At 59.2% G+C, this 15,996-nt stretch carries 16 protein-coding genes, 1 tRNA gene and 2 pseudogenes; 10 read left to right on the top strand and 9 right to left on the bottom strand.

The window, feature by feature from the left end:
* Positions 1–236 precede the first annotated feature (236 nt).
* Positions 237–470 (bottom strand): annotated as a pseudogene (locus tag ACSZOQ_RS02630) (transposase); the annotation flags it as partial.
* 310 nt (positions 471–780) lie between these two features.
* On the opposite strand from ACSZOQ_RS02630, the gene ACSZOQ_RS02625 reads away from it, so the two are divergent.
* From ACSZOQ_RS02625 to ACSZOQ_RS02590, 8 genes and pseudogenes are all read left to right on the top strand, one after another.
* Positions 781–4,809 carry a Pls/PosA family non-ribosomal peptide synthetase gene (locus ACSZOQ_RS02625; RefSeq protein ID WP_439924520.1) on the top strand — a complete coding sequence of 1,343 codons (4,029 nt, stop codon included), beginning with the start codon at positions 781–783 and terminating at the stop codon, positions 4,807–4,809.
* 46 nt (positions 4,810–4,855) lie between these two features.
* Positions 4,856–5,350 (top strand): 4'-phosphopantetheinyl transferase family protein, encoded by a 495-nt coding sequence (locus ACSZOQ_RS02620; RefSeq protein WP_439924519.1) that lies wholly within the window; start codon positions 4,856–4,858, stop codon positions 5,348–5,350.
* Between the two features lie 485 nt (positions 5,351–5,835).
* Positions 5,836–6,018 carry a hypothetical protein gene (locus tag ACSZOQ_RS02615; protein ID WP_439924518.1) on the top strand — a complete coding sequence of 61 codons (183 nt, stop codon included), beginning with the start codon at positions 5,836–5,838 and terminating at the stop codon, positions 6,016–6,018.
* An 85-nt stretch (positions 6,019–6,103) separates the two neighbouring features.
* A complete protein-coding gene (locus ACSZOQ_RS02610; protein ID WP_439925930.1) occupies positions 6,104–6,424 on the top strand; it encodes a DUF6894 family protein in 321 nt (106 codons plus the stop codon).
* A gap of 78 nt (positions 6,425–6,502) precedes the next feature.
* Positions 6,503–6,729: pseudogene (locus ACSZOQ_RS02605) on the top strand (IS1 family transposase); the annotation flags it as partial.
* Position 6,730: 1 nt separating this feature from the next.
* Positions 6,731–6,934 (top strand): hypothetical protein, encoded by a 204-nt coding sequence (locus tag ACSZOQ_RS02600; RefSeq protein ID WP_439924517.1) that lies wholly within the window; start codon positions 6,731–6,733, stop codon positions 6,932–6,934.
* A gap of 388 nt (positions 6,935–7,322) precedes the next feature.
* Positions 7,323–7,514 (top strand): GDCCVxC domain-containing (seleno)protein, encoded by a 192-nt coding sequence (locus ACSZOQ_RS02595; RefSeq protein WP_439924516.1) that lies wholly within the window; start codon positions 7,323–7,325, stop codon positions 7,512–7,514.
* A 130-nt stretch (positions 7,515–7,644) separates the two neighbouring features.
* Positions 7,645–8,334, top strand: a complete 690-nt coding sequence (locus ACSZOQ_RS02590; RefSeq protein ID WP_439924515.1) for a haloacid dehalogenase type II — start codon at positions 7,645–7,647, stop codon at positions 8,332–8,334.
* 496 nt (positions 8,335–8,830) lie between these two features.
* On the opposite strand, the gene ACSZOQ_RS02585 is transcribed toward ACSZOQ_RS02590, so the two are convergent.
* A complete protein-coding gene (locus ACSZOQ_RS02585) occupies positions 8,831–9,169 on the bottom strand; it encodes a carboxymuconolactone decarboxylase family protein (protein WP_439924514.1) in 339 nt (112 codons plus the stop codon).
* 106 nt (positions 9,170–9,275) lie between these two features.
* Here ACSZOQ_RS02585 and ACSZOQ_RS02580 point away from each other — a divergent pair, with 106 nt between their 5' ends.
* A complete protein-coding gene (locus ACSZOQ_RS02580) occupies positions 9,276–10,238 on the top strand; it encodes an AraC family transcriptional regulator (RefSeq protein WP_439924513.1) in 963 nt (320 codons plus the stop codon).
* Between the two features lie 547 nt (positions 10,239–10,785).
* On the opposite strand, the gene ACSZOQ_RS02575 is transcribed toward ACSZOQ_RS02580, so the two are convergent.
* Positions 10,786–11,721 carry a DUF2189 domain-containing protein gene (locus ACSZOQ_RS02575; RefSeq protein ID WP_439924512.1) on the bottom strand — a complete coding sequence of 312 codons (936 nt, stop codon included), beginning with the start codon at positions 11,719–11,721 and terminating at the stop codon, positions 10,786–10,788.
* Positions 11,722–12,362: 641 nt separating this feature from the next.
* Between ACSZOQ_RS02575 and ACSZOQ_RS02570 the strand changes: the two genes are divergently transcribed.
* Positions 12,363–12,424, top strand: a tRNA-OTHER gene (locus ACSZOQ_RS02570).
* A 13-nt stretch (positions 12,425–12,437) separates the two neighbouring features.
* On the opposite strand, the gene ACSZOQ_RS02565 is transcribed toward ACSZOQ_RS02570, so the two are convergent.
* From ACSZOQ_RS02565 to ACSZOQ_RS02540, 6 genes are all read right to left on the bottom strand, one after another.
* A complete protein-coding gene (locus ACSZOQ_RS02565; RefSeq protein WP_439924511.1) occupies positions 12,438–12,779 on the bottom strand; it encodes a M48 metallopeptidase family protein in 342 nt (113 codons plus the stop codon).
* On the bottom strand, positions 12,776–13,498 hold the full coding sequence (locus ACSZOQ_RS02560; RefSeq protein WP_439924510.1) for a hypothetical protein: 723 nt from the start codon (positions 13,496–13,498) through the stop codon (positions 12,776–12,778). Before ACSZOQ_RS02560 ends, ACSZOQ_RS02565 begins: the two co-directional genes overlap by 4 nt.
* Positions 13,446–14,273: an IS110 family transposase gene (locus ACSZOQ_RS02555; RefSeq protein ID WP_439924509.1), complete on the bottom strand. Its 828-nt coding sequence runs from the start codon at positions 14,271–14,273 to the stop codon at positions 13,446–13,448. Before ACSZOQ_RS02555 ends, ACSZOQ_RS02560 begins: the two co-directional genes overlap by 53 nt.
* Before the next feature lie 99 nt (positions 14,274–14,372).
* Positions 14,373–14,669, bottom strand: a complete 297-nt coding sequence (locus tag ACSZOQ_RS02550; protein WP_439924508.1) for a hypothetical protein — start codon at positions 14,667–14,669, stop codon at positions 14,373–14,375.
* Positions 14,670–14,854: 185 nt separating this feature from the next.
* A complete protein-coding gene (locus tag ACSZOQ_RS02545; protein ID WP_439924507.1) occupies positions 14,855–14,980 on the bottom strand; it encodes a hypothetical protein in 126 nt (41 codons plus the stop codon).
* Positions 14,977–15,990 carry an efflux RND transporter periplasmic adaptor subunit gene (locus ACSZOQ_RS02540; protein WP_439924506.1) on the bottom strand — a complete coding sequence of 338 codons (1,014 nt, stop codon included), beginning with the start codon at positions 15,988–15,990 and terminating at the stop codon, positions 14,977–14,979. The genes ACSZOQ_RS02545 and ACSZOQ_RS02540 overlap by 4 nt, the downstream gene beginning before the upstream one ends.
* Positions 15,991–15,996 lie beyond the last annotated feature (6 nt).

Here is a 15,996-nt window from a genome sequence, read left to right as displayed (position 1 = left end):
GATTCGCGCGGACAATAAAATCGCGCGTCATTTCCGAGCCCTCAGCCCGATCTTTACGAGGCGGCGGATACCGGGGTCCCGGTTCGACGTTCAGCCGGGCGAAGGTCATTCAGACAATCTACGATTCTTCCGCCCCTGTACCGGGGTCGGCGCTTGATCCACACTCCGAGAAATTCCTGCGCGCGGTCAGGCTGCTGATCCACGAAGCTATTCGCGAAGGCGGCGGCGAGTTGGTTAGAAGTGTCGATCATTTGGACAGCGGCATCATGGGCAGCGGCAAGTGCCTCTATGATGCGGCCCCAGACACCAGCCCGCCGCCAACGGACGAATCGGTTGTAGCAGGCGGTATATGGGCCAAACGCCTCCGGCAGATCACGCCAGGGTGCTACTGATCGCAACACCCAGAAGATGCCATTGAGGACACGACGGTCGTTTACTCGAGGAACGCCGCGCGGCTTGTTCGGCAGCATCGACTTGATGGGAACCCATTCATAATCGGCGAGTTCGTAGCGGATGATTCGAGCCCCCAGTTTGGGGAGTTTGAATCAAGGGGTTTGGCCAAACGCAACGCTCCTGGCCCGGCCCGGGTTCGGCGCTTACGGGCAGAAGCGGACATCAACCTGCCGACACCCCCCGCTGAATCCGTCGAAATTGACCCGAAGGGGACATGGGCCGGCGCGCCGCACTGGACCTGCGCGTTTTCAGCCGATCGCCCGTTGGTGCCAATTCCATATCGCGATAAAACAATTGCCGTAGGGGCCCCGGCGAAGCGAGACCCACATGTTGATTTGCACGCACGCGGACAATGCCATTCGTTGGAAGGATGGCGAGCGCCTCGACCACCTGTTCGAGCAGCGTTGCGACCAGCTGCACGCCTCGGGTAATGCGCGCCCCGAAGCGGTCGTCACCGACGACGCCGTCTTCACCTTTCGTGACCTCGAAAAACGCGCCAACCAGGTGGCGCGGCATTTGATCGAGCAAGGCATGAAGTCAGGCGACCGCATCGGCCTCATGTTCGACAAGACAGTCGACAGCTATGTCGCGCTGCTGGCGGTGCTGAAGATCAATGCGGCCTACGTCCCGCTCGACGCCGGCTTTCCCGCCGAGCGGATCGGTTTTATCCTGAGCGACGCCGAGGTGAAGGCGATCGTTTCGCTGTCGGTCTTTCGCCCGAAGCTCAAGGATTTCGCCGTCCGGACAATCTTTCTCGACGCCGCCGCGCGCGAGATCGACGTCAAGGAAACGGCGCGGCTGGCCGATCACGAGAAATCCGCGGTGGTCGATCAGGTCTGCTACATCATCTACACGTCAGGCACGACCGGCGCGCCAAAAGGCGTCGCGATCGAGCACTCTAGCATCTGCAACTTCGTCAAGGTCGCGGCGGAGGTCTACGGCATCCATGAAGGCGATCGCGCCTATCAAGGCATGACAATCGCCTTCGACTTCTCGGTCGAAGAACTCTGGGTTCCGCTCATCGCCGGCGCGACCTTGGTGCCGGGGAAACCGGGAGCGAGCCTCGTCGGCGACGACCTCGCCGATTTTCTCGCGGAGCGGCGAATTACCTATTTCGCCTGCGTCCCCACCTTGCTGGCGACGATCGAAAGGGACCTGCCGGACGTGCGGATACTTCTCGTGTCCGGCGAAGCCTGCCCACACAATTTGGTAGTTCGCTGGCATCGCGCCGGGCGCACCATTCTGAACGCCTACGGCCCGACCGAGGCCACGGTCAGCGCCACGTTGACCGAACTCCATCCGGATAAGCCGGTGACCATCGGCAGGCCGTTGCCGACCTATACGATCGTGATTCTCGACGAACACGAGGACCGTGCGGTCGACGACGGCGCGCTCGGGGAGATCGGTATCGCCGGCATCGGGCTCGCCGCTGGCTATCTAAACCGGCCGGATCCGACGGAGAAAAAGTTCGTCGCAGATTTCCTCCACATCGCCAACAACCCTTCCAAGCGCATCTACCGCACCGGTGACCTTGGCCGCATCAACGAGCAGGGCGAAATCGAGTTCCTCGGCCGCATCGATACCCAGGTCAAGATCCGCGGCTACCGCATCGAGTTGAGCGAGATCGAATCCGTTCTGATGCAGATCCCGCAGATCGCTCAGTCGGTGGTCGACACCTACGCGTTCGAGCCCGGCGCCCCGGAACTCGTCGCCTACTATTCCCTCAAACAGGGAGCGACAGCCCCGTCGTCCGCCGTCATCTCGGAGACGCTGCGCAGACATCTGCCGCCCTACATGGTGCCGACCTATGTCGAACAGCTACCCATCATCCCAATGTCGTCGAGTCACAAAGCGGCCCGGAAGAACCTGCCGCCGCCCAAAGGGTTTCGCAGCTCGGCCGACAGCGCCAACCTGGTTGCCCCGCGCAACGAGACCGAGGCGGCGCTCGCACGCGCGCTCACCGAGGTCATGAAGATTGAGCGCGTCTCGATCGAGGACAATTTCTTCCAGGACCTGGGCGCGCATTCGTTGCTGATGGCGCGCTTTTGCTCGAAGATCCGAACGCGCTTGAAATCTGATGTTTCGATGCGCGACATCTACCTCAATCCGACCATTGCGAAGCTCGCAAGTCGCTTGACCGCGCCGACGGCTGAGGTCGCGGTTGCGTCGAAAAAACTGCCCTCCCACAGGCCTTCGGACCTTGAATATTACCGCTGCGGAGCTCTGCAGCTCCTGTATTACGCCTCGTACGGCTTGTTTTGGGCCTGGCTGCTCACGACCGGCTTCGAGTGGACCTATGCGGTGATCGATAACACTGCGGAGGTTTATCTGCGCATCGTAGCCTACACGGCTGCGTCCTTCGTGGCGCTGAACGCCATTCCCGTCACCGCAAAATGGCTGCTGATCGGAAAATGGAAAGAAGAAGTCATCCCGATCTGGAGCCTACGCTATTTCCGTTTCTGGCTGGTCAGGGAACTCATTCGCAGTGCGCCGATGGCGCTGTTCGTCGGCAGCCCGATCTACAATGTCTATTTGCGGCTGCTCGGCGCCAGGATCGGCCGCAACACGGTGATCCAGTCGAAGCTGCTGCCGGTCTGCACCGACCTGATCTCGATCGGCGACAGCACGATCCTGCGGAACGACGTAGTCGCGGTGGGCTACAAGGCACAAGCCAACTACATCCACATCGGATCGATCCGCATCGGCGACAACGTATACGTCGGCGAAGCGAGCGTGCTCGATATCGACTCTGGCTTGGAGGATCGCGCCCAGCTTGGCCACGCGTCGTCCTTGCAGACCTGCCAGCGCGCTGCCGAGGGTAAGCACTACCACGGCTCGCCCGCACAGGAGACGACGGCGAACTACTGTACTGTCGAAGCGCGCTCCTGCACACCGCTGCGGCGCGTGCTCTATTCTACCGGTCAGCTCATCGGCGTCTTCGCAGTCATGCTGCCGCTCGCGACCCTGCTGCTGTATCATCTGCTCCCCTATCTCGACAGAATCAACAGCAGGACCCTGCTGCTACATGAGCCGGTCGCGGTATTCTTCTTTTTGGGTGAAATCCTGCTGCCTTCGGCCGTGCTGCTCTTCGGCGTGGTCGTCGTGCGGCTGCTGAGCGTCGTTCTCCTGCCGCGGTTGCTCCAGTCTTTTCTGGAGGAGGACAAGACTTACGTTCTTTATGGCGTTCACTATCTGCTCCATCGAAGCGTCTCGACGCTCAGCAATTCCGCCTTTTTGAACGTCCTGTTCGGCGACAGCTCTTACATCGTCAACTACCTTGGCTGGGCCGGTTATCAGCTGAACAAGGTGGTGCAGACCGGCTCCAACTTCGGACTCCTCCAGCGCCATGACAATCCATTCCTATGCGACATCGGCAGCGGAACGATGATCGCGGACGGTCTGACGATGACCAACGTCGCGATGTCGAGCAGTTCATTTAGATTTGGCAGGGTCAAAATTGGCGACCACAGCTATCTTGGCAACAACATCTACTATCCAGCCGCAGGCAAGAGCGGCGCCAACTGCCTGCTCGGCACCAAGGTCATGGTCCCGATTGACGGTCCGGCGCGCGATAACGTCGGCCTCCTGGGTTCGCCCTGCTTCGAGATCCCGCGGGTCGTCGGGCTCGACAAGACGTTCGCGATTGACGAGTGCACTCAGCAACGTCGTCTCGGCGCGAAGAACCGCTACAATGTCCTCACCATGGCGGGCTTCCTGCTCAGCATTTGGCTGTGGCTCTACGTCCTGCTGCTGTCGCAGTTCGTGGCGACGTCCTATTTTCACCTGCACGGCGTGCGTGCGATCTTTACTTATGGCATATTCGCCTCTCTGTTCACGATCCTCTGGTTCGGCCTGGTCGAGCGCGCAAGCCTTGGGTTCAAGGAGCTGACGCCGCAACTCGTGTCGATGTATGACGAGCATTTCTGGTATCACGAGCGGCACTGGAAATTCTGCGGATCGCCGTTGTCGTTCCTGTTCAAGGGCACGCCGTTCAGGAGCCTGGTCTCCAGGCTGCTGGGCGTTAAGGTGGGCCGCAAGGTGTTCGACGACGGCTGCCGCCTGCACGACAAGACGCTGATCGAGATTGGCGAATTGACTAACTTGAATGAAGGCTGCGTGATCCAGGGCCACTCGCTCGAGGAGAGAGTTTTCAAGTCCGACTACGTCAAGATCGGACGCGGTTGCTCGATCGGCCGCGCGGCGTTCGTGCACTACGGCGTAATCATAGGAGACAATGTCGTGCTCGATCCGGACTCGTTTCTGATGAAGGGTGAGATCCTCGAACATGGCGCCCATTGGCGTGGAAATCCGGCCAAGGCCGTTCGTGAGCGCGTTGTTCGCGACGCTGCTGCGTAAGGCGCGCGACCTCTTGCGCGGGCCTTTGGGAGAATTGGAACCGTAGATGGTCTTCGCCTGCACCAATATCTGGCTTCTCGATACAACGAGAATCTCCGAAAGCCACATTGGGGCCGCGGCAGAGACCTTGTCGCCGGAGGAACTGGCGCGGGCGCTTCGGTTTCATTGCGAGAAGGATCGAACAAGCTACCTGATGGCCCATGGATTGGCGCGTCTGGCGCTGGCGAAAGTAGCAAATTGCGCTGCAGGCGAGATTGAGTTCGAAGCCGAGCCGAACGGTCGTCCGTATCTCGTTGGTCCGTCGCCTGCCGTGATGCTCAGTTTCAATCTGAGCCACACCAAAGATTGCGTCGGGGTCGCCGTTTCCTCCAGTGGACCGGTCGGTTTCGATGTCGAGTATGTTGATCGGGCTACGGACAATTCGGAAATCGCCCGCGATGTGTTCACGGAGCGAGAAATCGACGCTCTGCACGCGCTCAATATCGAAGAAAGGCGACACCGGTTTGTTCAGTGTAAACCGGCGCTAAACAAAGCCCCTTGAAGCTACAGCGGTAACTTCTTGTGACAAGTAACGGAATCTACGTCGGAGTGGGGTCACGGTCGGCGCCGATCGTGACCCCATTCCGATCGGCGTTTTTCGATTGTCTTTATGGCGTTACTGCCGGCACCTGCAGTGATCTGACCCCTGTGCCGATTCACACCCTGACCTGTTCCAGCGCCGGATCTAGGATTGCTCACGCGCGGCAGTCACAAAATATTTTTCCTCATTTCACCCGTGTTCGAATGGCGAGCGTGGCGCGCCATGGCTGCGGACGCGACCGCGCGAAAATTGCTGTCCTACGAGTAGGAATAAAATGTCCAGAATTAAACCTCCCGATTCGTTCCGCTCCATGTCGTTAAATAATTCAGTAGCGCCCCGAAGATGGGGCCGCTTACTTTGCTCATCAGCGTACGGCCCTTTGCGAACATCGGTGATGACAGGGCCGGTTGCGCTCCCGCCTTCCTCGACGCGAAAGGAGTAGTGCCGTGCAGCAGATCGATCTCCCACTTCACGGTCTTTCTGAACTTGCAACTGATATCCGCGAAAAGATTAGCTCGCTTCCATATGGACCCGAGCGACACACAATTCTGAAAGCAATCTGGCAGAGCGATGACGCCGCAAAACTTGGGGAATGGGTAAACTCACTGGGATTGCAGCTGCCGAAGTAAAAGGCCGCACTTCCTCCCTCGGATCAGCGAATGCGTTGGCGCCCCGCGCGTCGGTCCCCGCGCGGTGGCCAGTTATTATGGAGATATGTTCCGCTTCACAATGTGGATACACAAGTCCACACTTCCAAGGAGTGGAAGGAGATGTGCTTTGTTTAAGTTCGAATCAAACTCGACGACTTCGGGTGTTATGCCGCGCTACTACTTCCACATCGTAGGACCGGCGGACCTTCGTGATCGCTTTGGACTGATACGCTGCGACGATGCCGCTGCGATCGCTTGGGCACAAAATGCCGCTGATGGATTACAGAAACGCGGTGCATCAGCCTCTGTTGTGGTTATAATGCATGAGGACGGTCGGGAGATCGCACGAATTCCAGCTCTTCATGCTCTTGAGCCACTTTGCTAGGTCGTCCGCCACATAAAAGCCGCGGTCGCTACACCGTGAACCGTCCCGGCGCGCGTGAACAAATGATACCGGTTCTTGGTTGAGCGTCAAAACTTGACCATGCGTATGAGCATGCGCAGATTTACCCGGCTTACCAACGCTTTCAGCAAGAAGTTGGAAAACATGCAGGCCGCGTGTCACTTCATTTCGCACACTATAATAACGTGCGTGTCCATAAGACTTTGCGGGTTACGCCAGCCATAGCGGCAAACGTGACGGATCGGCTATGGTCGCTTGAGGAATTGGTAGAAAGAACGAGTAAATAAGATGCCAAAGACGATGAAAGTAAAAGTCTTTATGGATGCTGGTGCCAGCGCAATCGAAGAACAGATTAATGCATGGCTCGACCACCTTGGTACGGCGGTGGTCATAAAGACTGAGACGGTTGTTACGACCGTGGCCGAGAAGTCCAATGATGGAACCTACCCATGCATCGTTGTGACTGTCTGGTATGAGCCGCCGTCAAATTAGATGCCGGTCTTCGCGAGCATAGCCAAGTTGGGTGGCTGTGCCTGTCGCAAATCAAATCCGAATATATTGGTGATGCAGCCCGCCCAGGATTGGAAGGCGAAGAATACGCCCTGCTTCTCTAATCGGCCGCTCAAGGTCAAGCGCTTTCAGACTATCCACCACGACAGCGTCGATGTCGCTCACGGGCTCGTGCTTCTCTTCGGAATCGGCACCAAGGCCCTTCCAGTATGGGATTCGAGGACGAGGGGGAACAATCTCTATGGCGGCCTTGCCGTCAGACGAACGACAGGTCCAAGCAGGGCGACGAACTCACCTCATCCATCGTCCCGAGAGGGACATCATTCCACCGCTCGGTGGAGCTCGGGTTCAAGCCGCAACGTCGACTTGAATGGCGAGGCCAGGACGGCCAGAACGAAACAGAGCAGCCCGATCATTCCGCCAGCTTAGGCGATTCCATCACGTCATCAACTCGGATAAGGTTTTCGGTACACACAACGGCGACTGCTGCGTATTCTGCTCTTACGGAACGGTTCCGTGCCCGCCGGTCCAGGACTCCGCGGCTTATTGCGGGCAGTCCTAGCGTTCCTGCTTCACGGATCGTCCGCAATCTCTCGTCACCGGGTGACGTGTCGTCTATCTGGAGCGGATGCAATTTCGAATTCTATTCGAGGCATCTGACCAGGCCTTAGGAATGTTGGGAAATGACTTCGATGCTTCAACACAACGTGAAGGCTTGCGTCTTCGACGCTTACGGCACCCTGTTCGACTTCGCCGCCGCGACACGCGCCTGTCGAGACATTCTGGGCGCCGACCTCGATAGGCTGACGGTCCTTTGGCGCGACAAGCAACTCCAATACACCTGGCTGCGCGCGATACAACGGCGGCACGTCGACTTCTGGCAGGTGACGGGCGACGCCTTGGACTACGCGCTGGACACGTTGGGGATCCATCGACCCGGCCTTCGCGACCACCTCATGGACCTGTATCTGACGCTCGAGCCCTTTCCGGAAGTACCCGACATGCTCCGGCGATTGAAGGCGGCGGGACTGAATACGGCGATTCTCTCGAACGGATCTCCCATGATGCTCGACGTAGCCGTCCGGAACGCAGCCATCCATGAATTGCTCGATGCGATTCTCTCGGTCGAGGAAGTCGGCGTGTACAAGCCCGCGCCCGAGGTCTACCGCCTCGCGGTCGAGCGGCTAGGGATCCCAACTGCACAGATCTGCTTCGTGTCCTCGAATTCGTGGGACGCCTACGCGGCGGCGGCCTTCGGTATGAGAGTCGTCTGGTGCAACCGCTACGGACAGCGACCGGAGCGTCTTCCGGGCCGACCGGACCGGGAAATCCGGACGCTTGCGGAACTTCCGGAACTGGTCGGGGCCGCCACAGGCCGCTGAAGGGGCGGCCGTTTCCGAGGTTTTTTCGCAGACGGTGACGTAACCTCGAGACGGGTCGCATGCGTGTGGTCATCATCGGAATCTCGATATCAAGGGTGTCGATATCCTTCTTGTCGTTGTCCTTGTCGATCTCGACCACCAATTGGGTCTTGGTCTTGGAGCCTTCGCCCATGGCCTTGCGCTCAAGCTCCACACCATCCGCCTGAATGGATTCGACAAACTCCATGAAGACGCTGACATATTCCTCAATGCCACCCAGATACATCTTGCGCAGGCCGCGCCCCAAGGTCTTTCTGGGACAATGTTGCTCTGGGCAGCATTAGCCCACACCCCAACGATGGTGGTGACGTTTCGCACGTCCCAGCCTTCTTTGAACAGAACCACCTCCACGAAGTAGCGAAAGTCGTTCAGATCAAGTATACAATTCGACGAAGTTCTGGCCGAAAATATTCGCGATCGTGTAGCGGAATGGTGTTCATAATTGCGCCTCCGCTTTTCAGGCAGCCTTGAAGGCGTCGTGCGTGCGGGTTGAATAGACCAGCGCGGCGCCAGCATTGATCGAGACCGCGACGCCGAGCGCCTCGGCGAGCTCCCCTTCGGTGACGCCAAGCTTCTTGGCTTCGGCCGCATGGACCGTGATACAGCCATCGCAGCGCAGGCTGATCGCCACGGCGAGCGCGATCAGCTCGCGTGTCTTGGCGTCGAGATGACCAGTCTTCGCGCCGGCGCCCCCGAGCGTCATATAACCCTTCACCGTATCTGGGCTAAGTTTGCTGATCTCGCCGACGCCGGCGACGATTTGGCTGCGGTAGTTATTCCAGTCGTGCATTGCCATAATAACCTCCTTGGGTGTGTTTTGTGGGCTGTGTGTGGACCCGTTTGCCGCTCCGTAGGATGGCTGGACGGCGCAAAGGGATGTCCACGCGGATCAAGGAGTTCGAATGTCGGATGCGGGAGCGGCTGAACTGCTGAATGCGATGGTGCCGCTGCTCAGAGTTCGGCCCGTGATCGAAGACTTCTGCAGGTTTGGGGGTAGCTGGGAGTCACCTCATATGCCGAATGGCAAGGGATGGGCTCAGTTCCACATCGTCACGCGCGGATTTTGCGTGGTTGAAAGGCCGGGCCTAGGCGAACTCACGCTCGAGGCCGGCGATATTCTGCTCCTGCCGCATGGAGACAGTCACGTGGTGCGAAGCAGAGCGGTGGGCGTCGTGCGGTCGATCTCGAGCGACTTTCGCAACGGCGTCCGTCAACGCACGACGATCAACGGCCAGGCCGATACTGAACTCCTTTGCGGTCGGCTTCTGTTTGAAACGGAGAATCCGCTGGTGGCTGCGCTTCCCGACGAGATCGTCATTCGCACGGCGGGTGAGCCTTTGCTGGAGCGGTTTCGCCATCACCTGACGGATATCCGTGACGAACTGGATTGGGGAAAGGCTGGCTCGGAGGTGATCGCGGCCGACTTGGCGAGGGCGCTGTTTGTGATGATGCTGCGGGACCATCTTGCGGAAAATCCCGCTGTTGACGGGACAGTTTCACTGTTGCGAGATCGCACAACCGCCCGTGTTGTATTGGCGATCCTCAACGATCTGGTCCGCGACTGGACCCTTGACGACATGGCGGCCGTGGCGGTCGCCTCCCGCGCAACGCTGGTGCGTGCCTTTCGAAAGCACGCCGGCACCGCTCCAATGACGTTCCTCTCTGACTTGAGGTTGGCGATCGCGCGAAAACGGCTTGCTGGAACGACGGAGCCGATCGCGAGGATCGCCGAGGAGGTTGGGTATGCTTCCGAAGGCGCCCTGAGCAAGGCGATCATGCGCAAATACGGGGTTCGTCCTGGCGCGTTGAGACTAGCCGGTTCGGACCCTGCCGCGTTGGCTGAAGAAGAGTCCGAAGCGCCATAGTTGCCGCTTGGTCTCCAACCGTGCGCGTCGCCGCCCCAGGTGATGCTCAGTCCAACACGTCTGACGGAGAACGACCTTGCGTAGAAAACGCTCGCGCACGAACGTTTTCGCCGAGGTCCTAACGCTCGTGCAGATAAGGCGCTTGATCGTACCAAATGCTGCTGCCCGGGGGGCTGCTGTGAATCGGCACAGGGGTTAGATCGCTGCAGGCGCCGGCAGTAACGCCATCGCCATAAAGACAATCGGAAAAAAGCCGATCGGCGTGGGGTCACGATCGACGCCGATCTTGACCCCACCCAGCGCGGATTCCGGCACTGCGACAAGGAATTGTGGCCGTTAGTTCAAGGGACCGAGTTCGGCGCCGATTACGCACGCCAACACCAAAGCAATTCGAGAAAATTGCGCAGCGGAAACCCGCCTCTGCGCAGGAAGACCATGCCTAGTGGGAGTCCATCTGAACGCTCCGCGGCGCAGCGGCTGCCTCGATTGCCACTGAACTCAAGAGCACACAGACATCGAGACAGCCTTGCGAGAGTGCGTCTTTCGATCAATCCGAACCATCGAAGTATCGGTGCTTGTGCCCGTAAGGGGGGAACAAGACGGACGGGAAATCTGCCGCGTAGCGCTTTTCCGTCTCCCTTTCCGGGACTTCGTGCGATGACGACGTCAAAGGGCTCTCGATCGCCTTGCGATAGAGATGCCACGTCGCATGACCGAGCAACGGCATCACGACTGTGAGGCCGAGGAAGAAGGGAATTGATCCGAGCATAAGTAGGAAGGCAACGATCAAACCCCATTCCGCGGCTGCGATTGGATTCTTCGCGACCACGCGCATCGACGTCATCATGGCATCGGTCATGTCGGCGTGCTGGTGAAGCATCAGCGGGAACGACACAATGCTGATGCACAAGGCGACGGCTGCAAACAGGAATCCGACGCCGCAGCCGGCCATGATCAGGCGCCAACCTTCGGACGTGGTGAAAACCCGCGTGAGGAAATCGGGAATCGCCGATGCCGGGACGTTGCCGAAGGCGGAGACATACATCGCGTGCGCCGTTACCACCCAGGCGACGAAAATGGCAAACAACAGCGCGCCCAGCCCAAGCATCGATCCGAACGACGGTGCCCGTAACACGCGGAACGCGTGCCAGGCGGACGCCTCCATGCCGAGTTCGCGCCGATAGCTCAGTTCATAGAGTCCGAGCGCCGCAAACGGCCCGATCAGGGCAAAGCCGGCGGCGAGCGGAACCAGCAGCGGCAAGACCGAGTAGCCGAGCACCATCCGCCACAGCAGAATTCCGATCACGGGATAGATGACGCAAAGGACAATGGCGTGGCTCGGTACCGCCTTGAAGTCTTCCCAGCCCAGCCGCAACGCATCGAGAAGATCGGAGAAGCCGATATGACGGATCACCAGTCCGTCTGCGGCGACAGTTTCTGAGTGTGGATGTGACGTGCCTTCGAGAGGATAATATGTGGCCATGTTCGTTGTCTCCCTTTCGCAGGGTCAAACCTCGGGCCGCCAGAGGGCGCGAGTTGCCCTTCGGAAACCGATCACGAGCAAGCCCAGACGCGAGAGCAAGGAATCTGGTCTTGCCGCGACCTGTTAGGCAATTCTAATCCCTATCTCCGATTTTAGTTGCTCGCGGTTCGGTAAATTTATGCCGCACACTGCATCAGTTTCCGATGCTGGTGCCATTTACAGCTGGCATGGGTAGCCCCATGATCTGTGCCGCGACGCACAAAATAAGGCCGCAGGAACCCCTCCCCCTCCCCGCGCATTAACTGGCGTGATCGCGCGAGGCGCAGGAGTCTCACTGTAAAACAGTTTGTACCTTGGTTATCGTACTACCCGACGAGGGTCGACGGAGCGGTACAGTCTTGGTTCGGGCTTTGGGTCTGCGAATGGGGGACAGCTGCGATGAACAGCAGTAACGCAAACCGTTGGAGGCTCAACAGCCTCCTTCGCTCTCGGCTTTATATTATATTATTATCAAGACTCGCTGATCAAAACCGGTACGCCCAATCACGCATTCCGATGAACATAATGCGCCAAGGCTGATCGATTAAGGTCGGTGCGGTCCGGCAAGTACCGAATAGGCACCGAGATCGGTGTCCGCCAGGGCCGGCGTAGTGCAGCGGTTTTGTAAACCGAAGGATCGGGAGTTCGATCCTCTCCGCCGGCACCCATTCCCTCCGTCAGAGGGGTAAATTTCCCACCGGACGCCACCTCCGCCGAACGTCCTGCGATCGCGAATTCGGTACGTGGGTCGTCATCAACGCCTTGAACAGCCGGCCATGGTTCGGCACCTTCAGATGAAGGAGTTCGTGGGCGATGACGAAATCCTGAAAGGCTTCGCTCTGCTCGTCCAGATCAATCGCCAACGTGATCGTTCCCGCGCTGGAGCACGAGCCCCACTTGCGCGTCATCCGCTGCACTCGAATGATACGCGGCATCACCCGCAGCCTAACCGCCCAGAAGTCCACGCGCCGCTTGAGGCGGGCAGCGGGAGACAGCGACCCATTCGTCGGCCACTTCATCGGGTCACGCTCTCGATGACCAGATCGACGATCTTGGTACGGGCATCGCGTTCGACGCCAAGCAACGGGCGATAAAGAGCCGCTCGGAGCTGTCTTTGCTCGTCGGCATTGACCTGAGCATTCGGAAAACGGGTCATCAGCTTTTCGGCCTCCTTGGCAAGGTCCAAGGGCGCAACGCCGCCTTTCTTGAGTGCTTCATCGTCCTTGAGCGCCCAGAATATGCCGAAGGCTTTCGGCGAAAGTCCGGTCTCCTTTGCGGCCTTTGCCGCAGCATCCTTCTCGGCGGCAAGTGCCGCCAGGAGGTCCATTGCCGCGAGGCCGGTCGTCTTCCGGCTTTCCATGTCCTTGAGGATGCGCTCGGCACGATCCTTGAGGGGTTGCAGAACGGGCGCCGCATTCGCGTCGTCGTCGATCTCCTTTTGAAGTCCTCGGACGAGATTGAAGACTTTGCCCTCATCCGGTCCCTTCTCGCCGCGCAGCGCTTCGAGCGTCTTGACGTCAAAGGTCACGCTCTTGGTCAGGCGGCCGAGGCCGTCCTGCATGGCGGCTTCCTCGACGAGACGCTTGGTCTTGTAGGCAAGATCGGCGACAAAGCCGACCTTGTCAGCATAGGCGTTGCGCACAGCGGCGTAGAGTTGTGCCAGGCGCTTGAACGTCGTGATGTGGTCACGCAGTTCCGGCGACGGCGACAGGATTGCCGATCGCAGCCACCATCGCACTTGAGATGATCGGACCGACCCCTGGAACCGTGATCAACTGCTGGCAACCCTCGTCGACGCGCGCGAGCGCCTCGATCTCATCCGTCACCCTTTCGCTGCGCTCATCGAGATATTTCCAATCAGCCATAAGGTCCCCGATGATTCTGATCATTCGAGGCGATAGCACATCGGTGCGCGTGGCCAGAAGCTGTGGCAGCTGCTGTCGTAGGAAGTGATGCCCCTGCCGGACCGGGATGCCGTGCTCCAATAGAAAGCCGCGAATCTGATTGATCACAGCCGTCCGATTGCCGATCAGGCGAGACCGCACGCGATGTAACGCCTGCAAATCCAGTCGCTCGTCGGTCTTTATCGGAACGCACTGCGTCGAAGGGCGTTCTACAGCTTCCGCAACCGCGTGCGCATCCCGGAAGTCGTTCTGGTGACCTTGCCGGAACGGTCTGGAATAGGCTGGTGGCACCTGCTTGACTTCGTGACCGAGTGCGACCAGCTCACGCGCGACGTGATGAGAAGCCATGCCGGCTTCGATGCCGATGAGGCAAGGTGGCCCATTCACAAATCGTGCGGCAATCCGGGTCCGAGAGACCTTTTCGCGCAGTACGATCGCGCCTTTCTCATCCAAGCCAATCACATGCAGCGTGTTCTTGCCGGTATCGATACCAATGGCGCGCACAATTGCGGTGTCTGCTTTGCTGGACATGGCGTGTCCTCCTCGTGCTCTTAAAACCTCCCGACTCTGACAGCCGTTCGGGGTGGGAGCACGGCCGGTCCATCCCATTCGCCACGCTGGTCTGGCCGATCTCGATGCCAAGCTTGAGAAGCTCGCCATGAATCCGCGGCGCTCCCCACAGCGGATTGGCAATGCTCATCTCGCGGATCAGCTCGCGTATTTCCAGCGGCACCGTCGGCCGGCCGCCGCGACGCCTCGATTTCCAGCGCCAATACGATCTGAAACCGGCACGATGCCAACGATCACCGTCTCAGGCTTCAAAATCGCCAGAGCCCCTAGAACACTTGGCGCCAAACGATACAGCCCAGCAAATAGCAACCGATCCAAAGTGCTGAAATTCAGCCGCTTCGGTGATTGACGTCGCTGGATGTTAAGCTGGTGACGAAGGATCAGTATCTCGGCTTCCAGCGAGGCCCGCGACCGGAACAATCCGACCAGCGCCAACCAGACCAGGCTACAAGCTTCTCTAATAAGGCCGAAGCATTGCGCGATTCGGCCTCAGTTGCCAGCCGGATTAGGTTTCCGACAGGGACACCCAGCATGGGAGTTTATTGGCACGGACGTACGGACAGCGCGGAGGCTGCCCGACTGGCGGCGAGAGAGTCATCAGGGGCTCCTGTCAATTGCCGTCACTTTGAGCCGGCGATAAAGATCTCGCCGCAGATCACCAAACAAGCAATGAAAGACGCCTCGTTGCCTGCAAGTCGGTGAGAATCGGGATCATACAGAGCGTCCAGCAGCGCCGTCCCGATCATGGGTGGTTCGGCTTGACTGCCGCGGTAGGAGGAGCGCCGGACGCACTCGCAGGCTTCGGATGGATTTCGACGGTCGCGGTCATGCCCACGACGAGCTGGACATCCGGCGGGACAGCGTCGAGGTGCATGCGCACCGGAACGCGCTGCGCCAACCGCACCCAGGTGAAGATGGGGTTGACACTCGCAAGGCCGCTTTTTCCCGGTGTGGCGTTTGACACGACGATGCCGCGCGCAACGCCCTCCACGTGTCCCTGCAGCACTTGCCGATAGCCGAGAAGCCAGATCGTTGCTGGATCGCCTTCGTGAATAAGCTTCAGCGCGGTTTCTTCGAAATACCCGTCGACCCAGAACGAGTCGGCCTCGACGAGAGACATGGCAGTCTGTCCGGTCGCCGCGTAATCTCCCTGCCGAGCAAGAAGAAGATTGGTAACCCAGCCGGTGACCGGCGAACGAATTTCCGTTCGCGCGAGATTGACCCTTGCCCGCTCGAAATTGGCCTTTTGCTGTTCCAGCACCGCCAACGCCATCGCGGCACTGGACGTGTAGGACTGACGCGCTTCAATCGACGTGGACAGATCCGACAAAGCCAGGCGTCGGTCCGCTTGCACCTTCTTATTGTCGTAATCGGCCTGCGCCTCATCGACAGCGGCTTTGCTTAGATCGACCGCGACTTTGTAGTCGCGCGGATCGATCTTCATCAGCAGATCGCCCACGTGGACGTACTGATTGTCACGGACATCGAGTTCGGTGATCCGGCCCGACACTTCAGGTGCCAAGGTCACGACGTAAGCTCGTACCGTGCCGTCCCGCGTCCAAGGCGTTCCCATATAATCCTGCCACAATATCCAGACGGCCCCTGCGGCCAGTGTGGCGACCAGAAAAGTTCCGATGACCGGCAGCAAACGAAGTCGCCGCTCGATCGATCGGCTATCGTTCGGCGGAGACGGATCATCCCGTGTTGACTGCTGTCCGGGCGGCGGCGTCTCCGGGGACGGTAATGTTTGCGGCATGCGGCC

Source organism: Nitrobacter sp. JJSN, from assembly GCF_051912485.1.
Taxonomy (GTDB): domain Bacteria; phylum Pseudomonadota; class Alphaproteobacteria; order Rhizobiales; family Xanthobacteraceae; genus Nitrobacter.
The sequence above is the reverse complement of the archived record's forward strand: the minus strand, read 5'-3'. Positions and strand labels throughout refer to the sequence as shown.

Coding starts and splice junctions, on each gene's coding strand:
- ACSZOQ_RS02625 (WP_439924520.1), top strand. CDS start 781: ATGTTGATTTGCACGCACGCGGACAATGCCATTCGTTGGAAGGATGGC.
- ACSZOQ_RS02620 (WP_439924519.1), top strand. CDS start 4,856: ATGGTCTTCGCCTGCACCAATATCTGGCTTCTCGATACAACGAGAATC.
- ACSZOQ_RS02610 (WP_439925930.1), top strand. CDS start 6,104: ATGTTCCGCTTCACAATGTGGATACACAAGTCCACACTTCCAAGGAGT.
- ACSZOQ_RS02600 (WP_439924517.1), top strand. CDS start 6,731: ATGCCAAAGACGATGAAAGTAAAAGTCTTTATGGATGCTGGTGCCAGC.
- ACSZOQ_RS02595 (WP_439924516.1), top strand. CDS start 7,323: ATGGCGAGGCCAGGACGGCCAGAACGAAACAGAGCAGCCCGATCATTC.
- ACSZOQ_RS02590 (WP_439924515.1), top strand. CDS start 7,645: ATGCTTCAACACAACGTGAAGGCTTGCGTCTTCGACGCTTACGGCACC.
- ACSZOQ_RS02585 (WP_439924514.1), bottom strand. CDS start 9,169: ATGGCAATGCACGACTGGAATAACTACCGCAGCCAAATCGTCGCCGGC.
- ACSZOQ_RS02580 (WP_439924513.1), top strand. CDS start 9,276: ATGTCGGATGCGGGAGCGGCTGAACTGCTGAATGCGATGGTGCCGCTG.
- ACSZOQ_RS02575 (WP_439924512.1), bottom strand. CDS start 11,721: ATGGCCACATATTATCCTCTCGAAGGCACGTCACATCCACACTCAGAA.
- ACSZOQ_RS02565 (WP_439924511.1), bottom strand. CDS start 12,779: ATGAAGTGGCCGACGAATGGGTCGCTGTCTCCCGCTGCCCGCCTCAAG.
- ACSZOQ_RS02555 (WP_439924509.1), bottom strand. CDS start 14,273: ATGGGATGGACCGGCCGTGCTCCCACCCCGAACGGCTGTCAGAGTCGG.
- ACSZOQ_RS02545 (WP_439924507.1), bottom strand. CDS start 14,980: ATGATCGGGACGGCGCTGCTGGACGCTCTGTATGATCCCGATTCTCAC.
- ACSZOQ_RS02540 (WP_439924506.1), bottom strand. CDS start 15,990: ATGCCGCAAACATTACCGTCCCCGGAGACGCCGCCGCCCGGACAGCAG.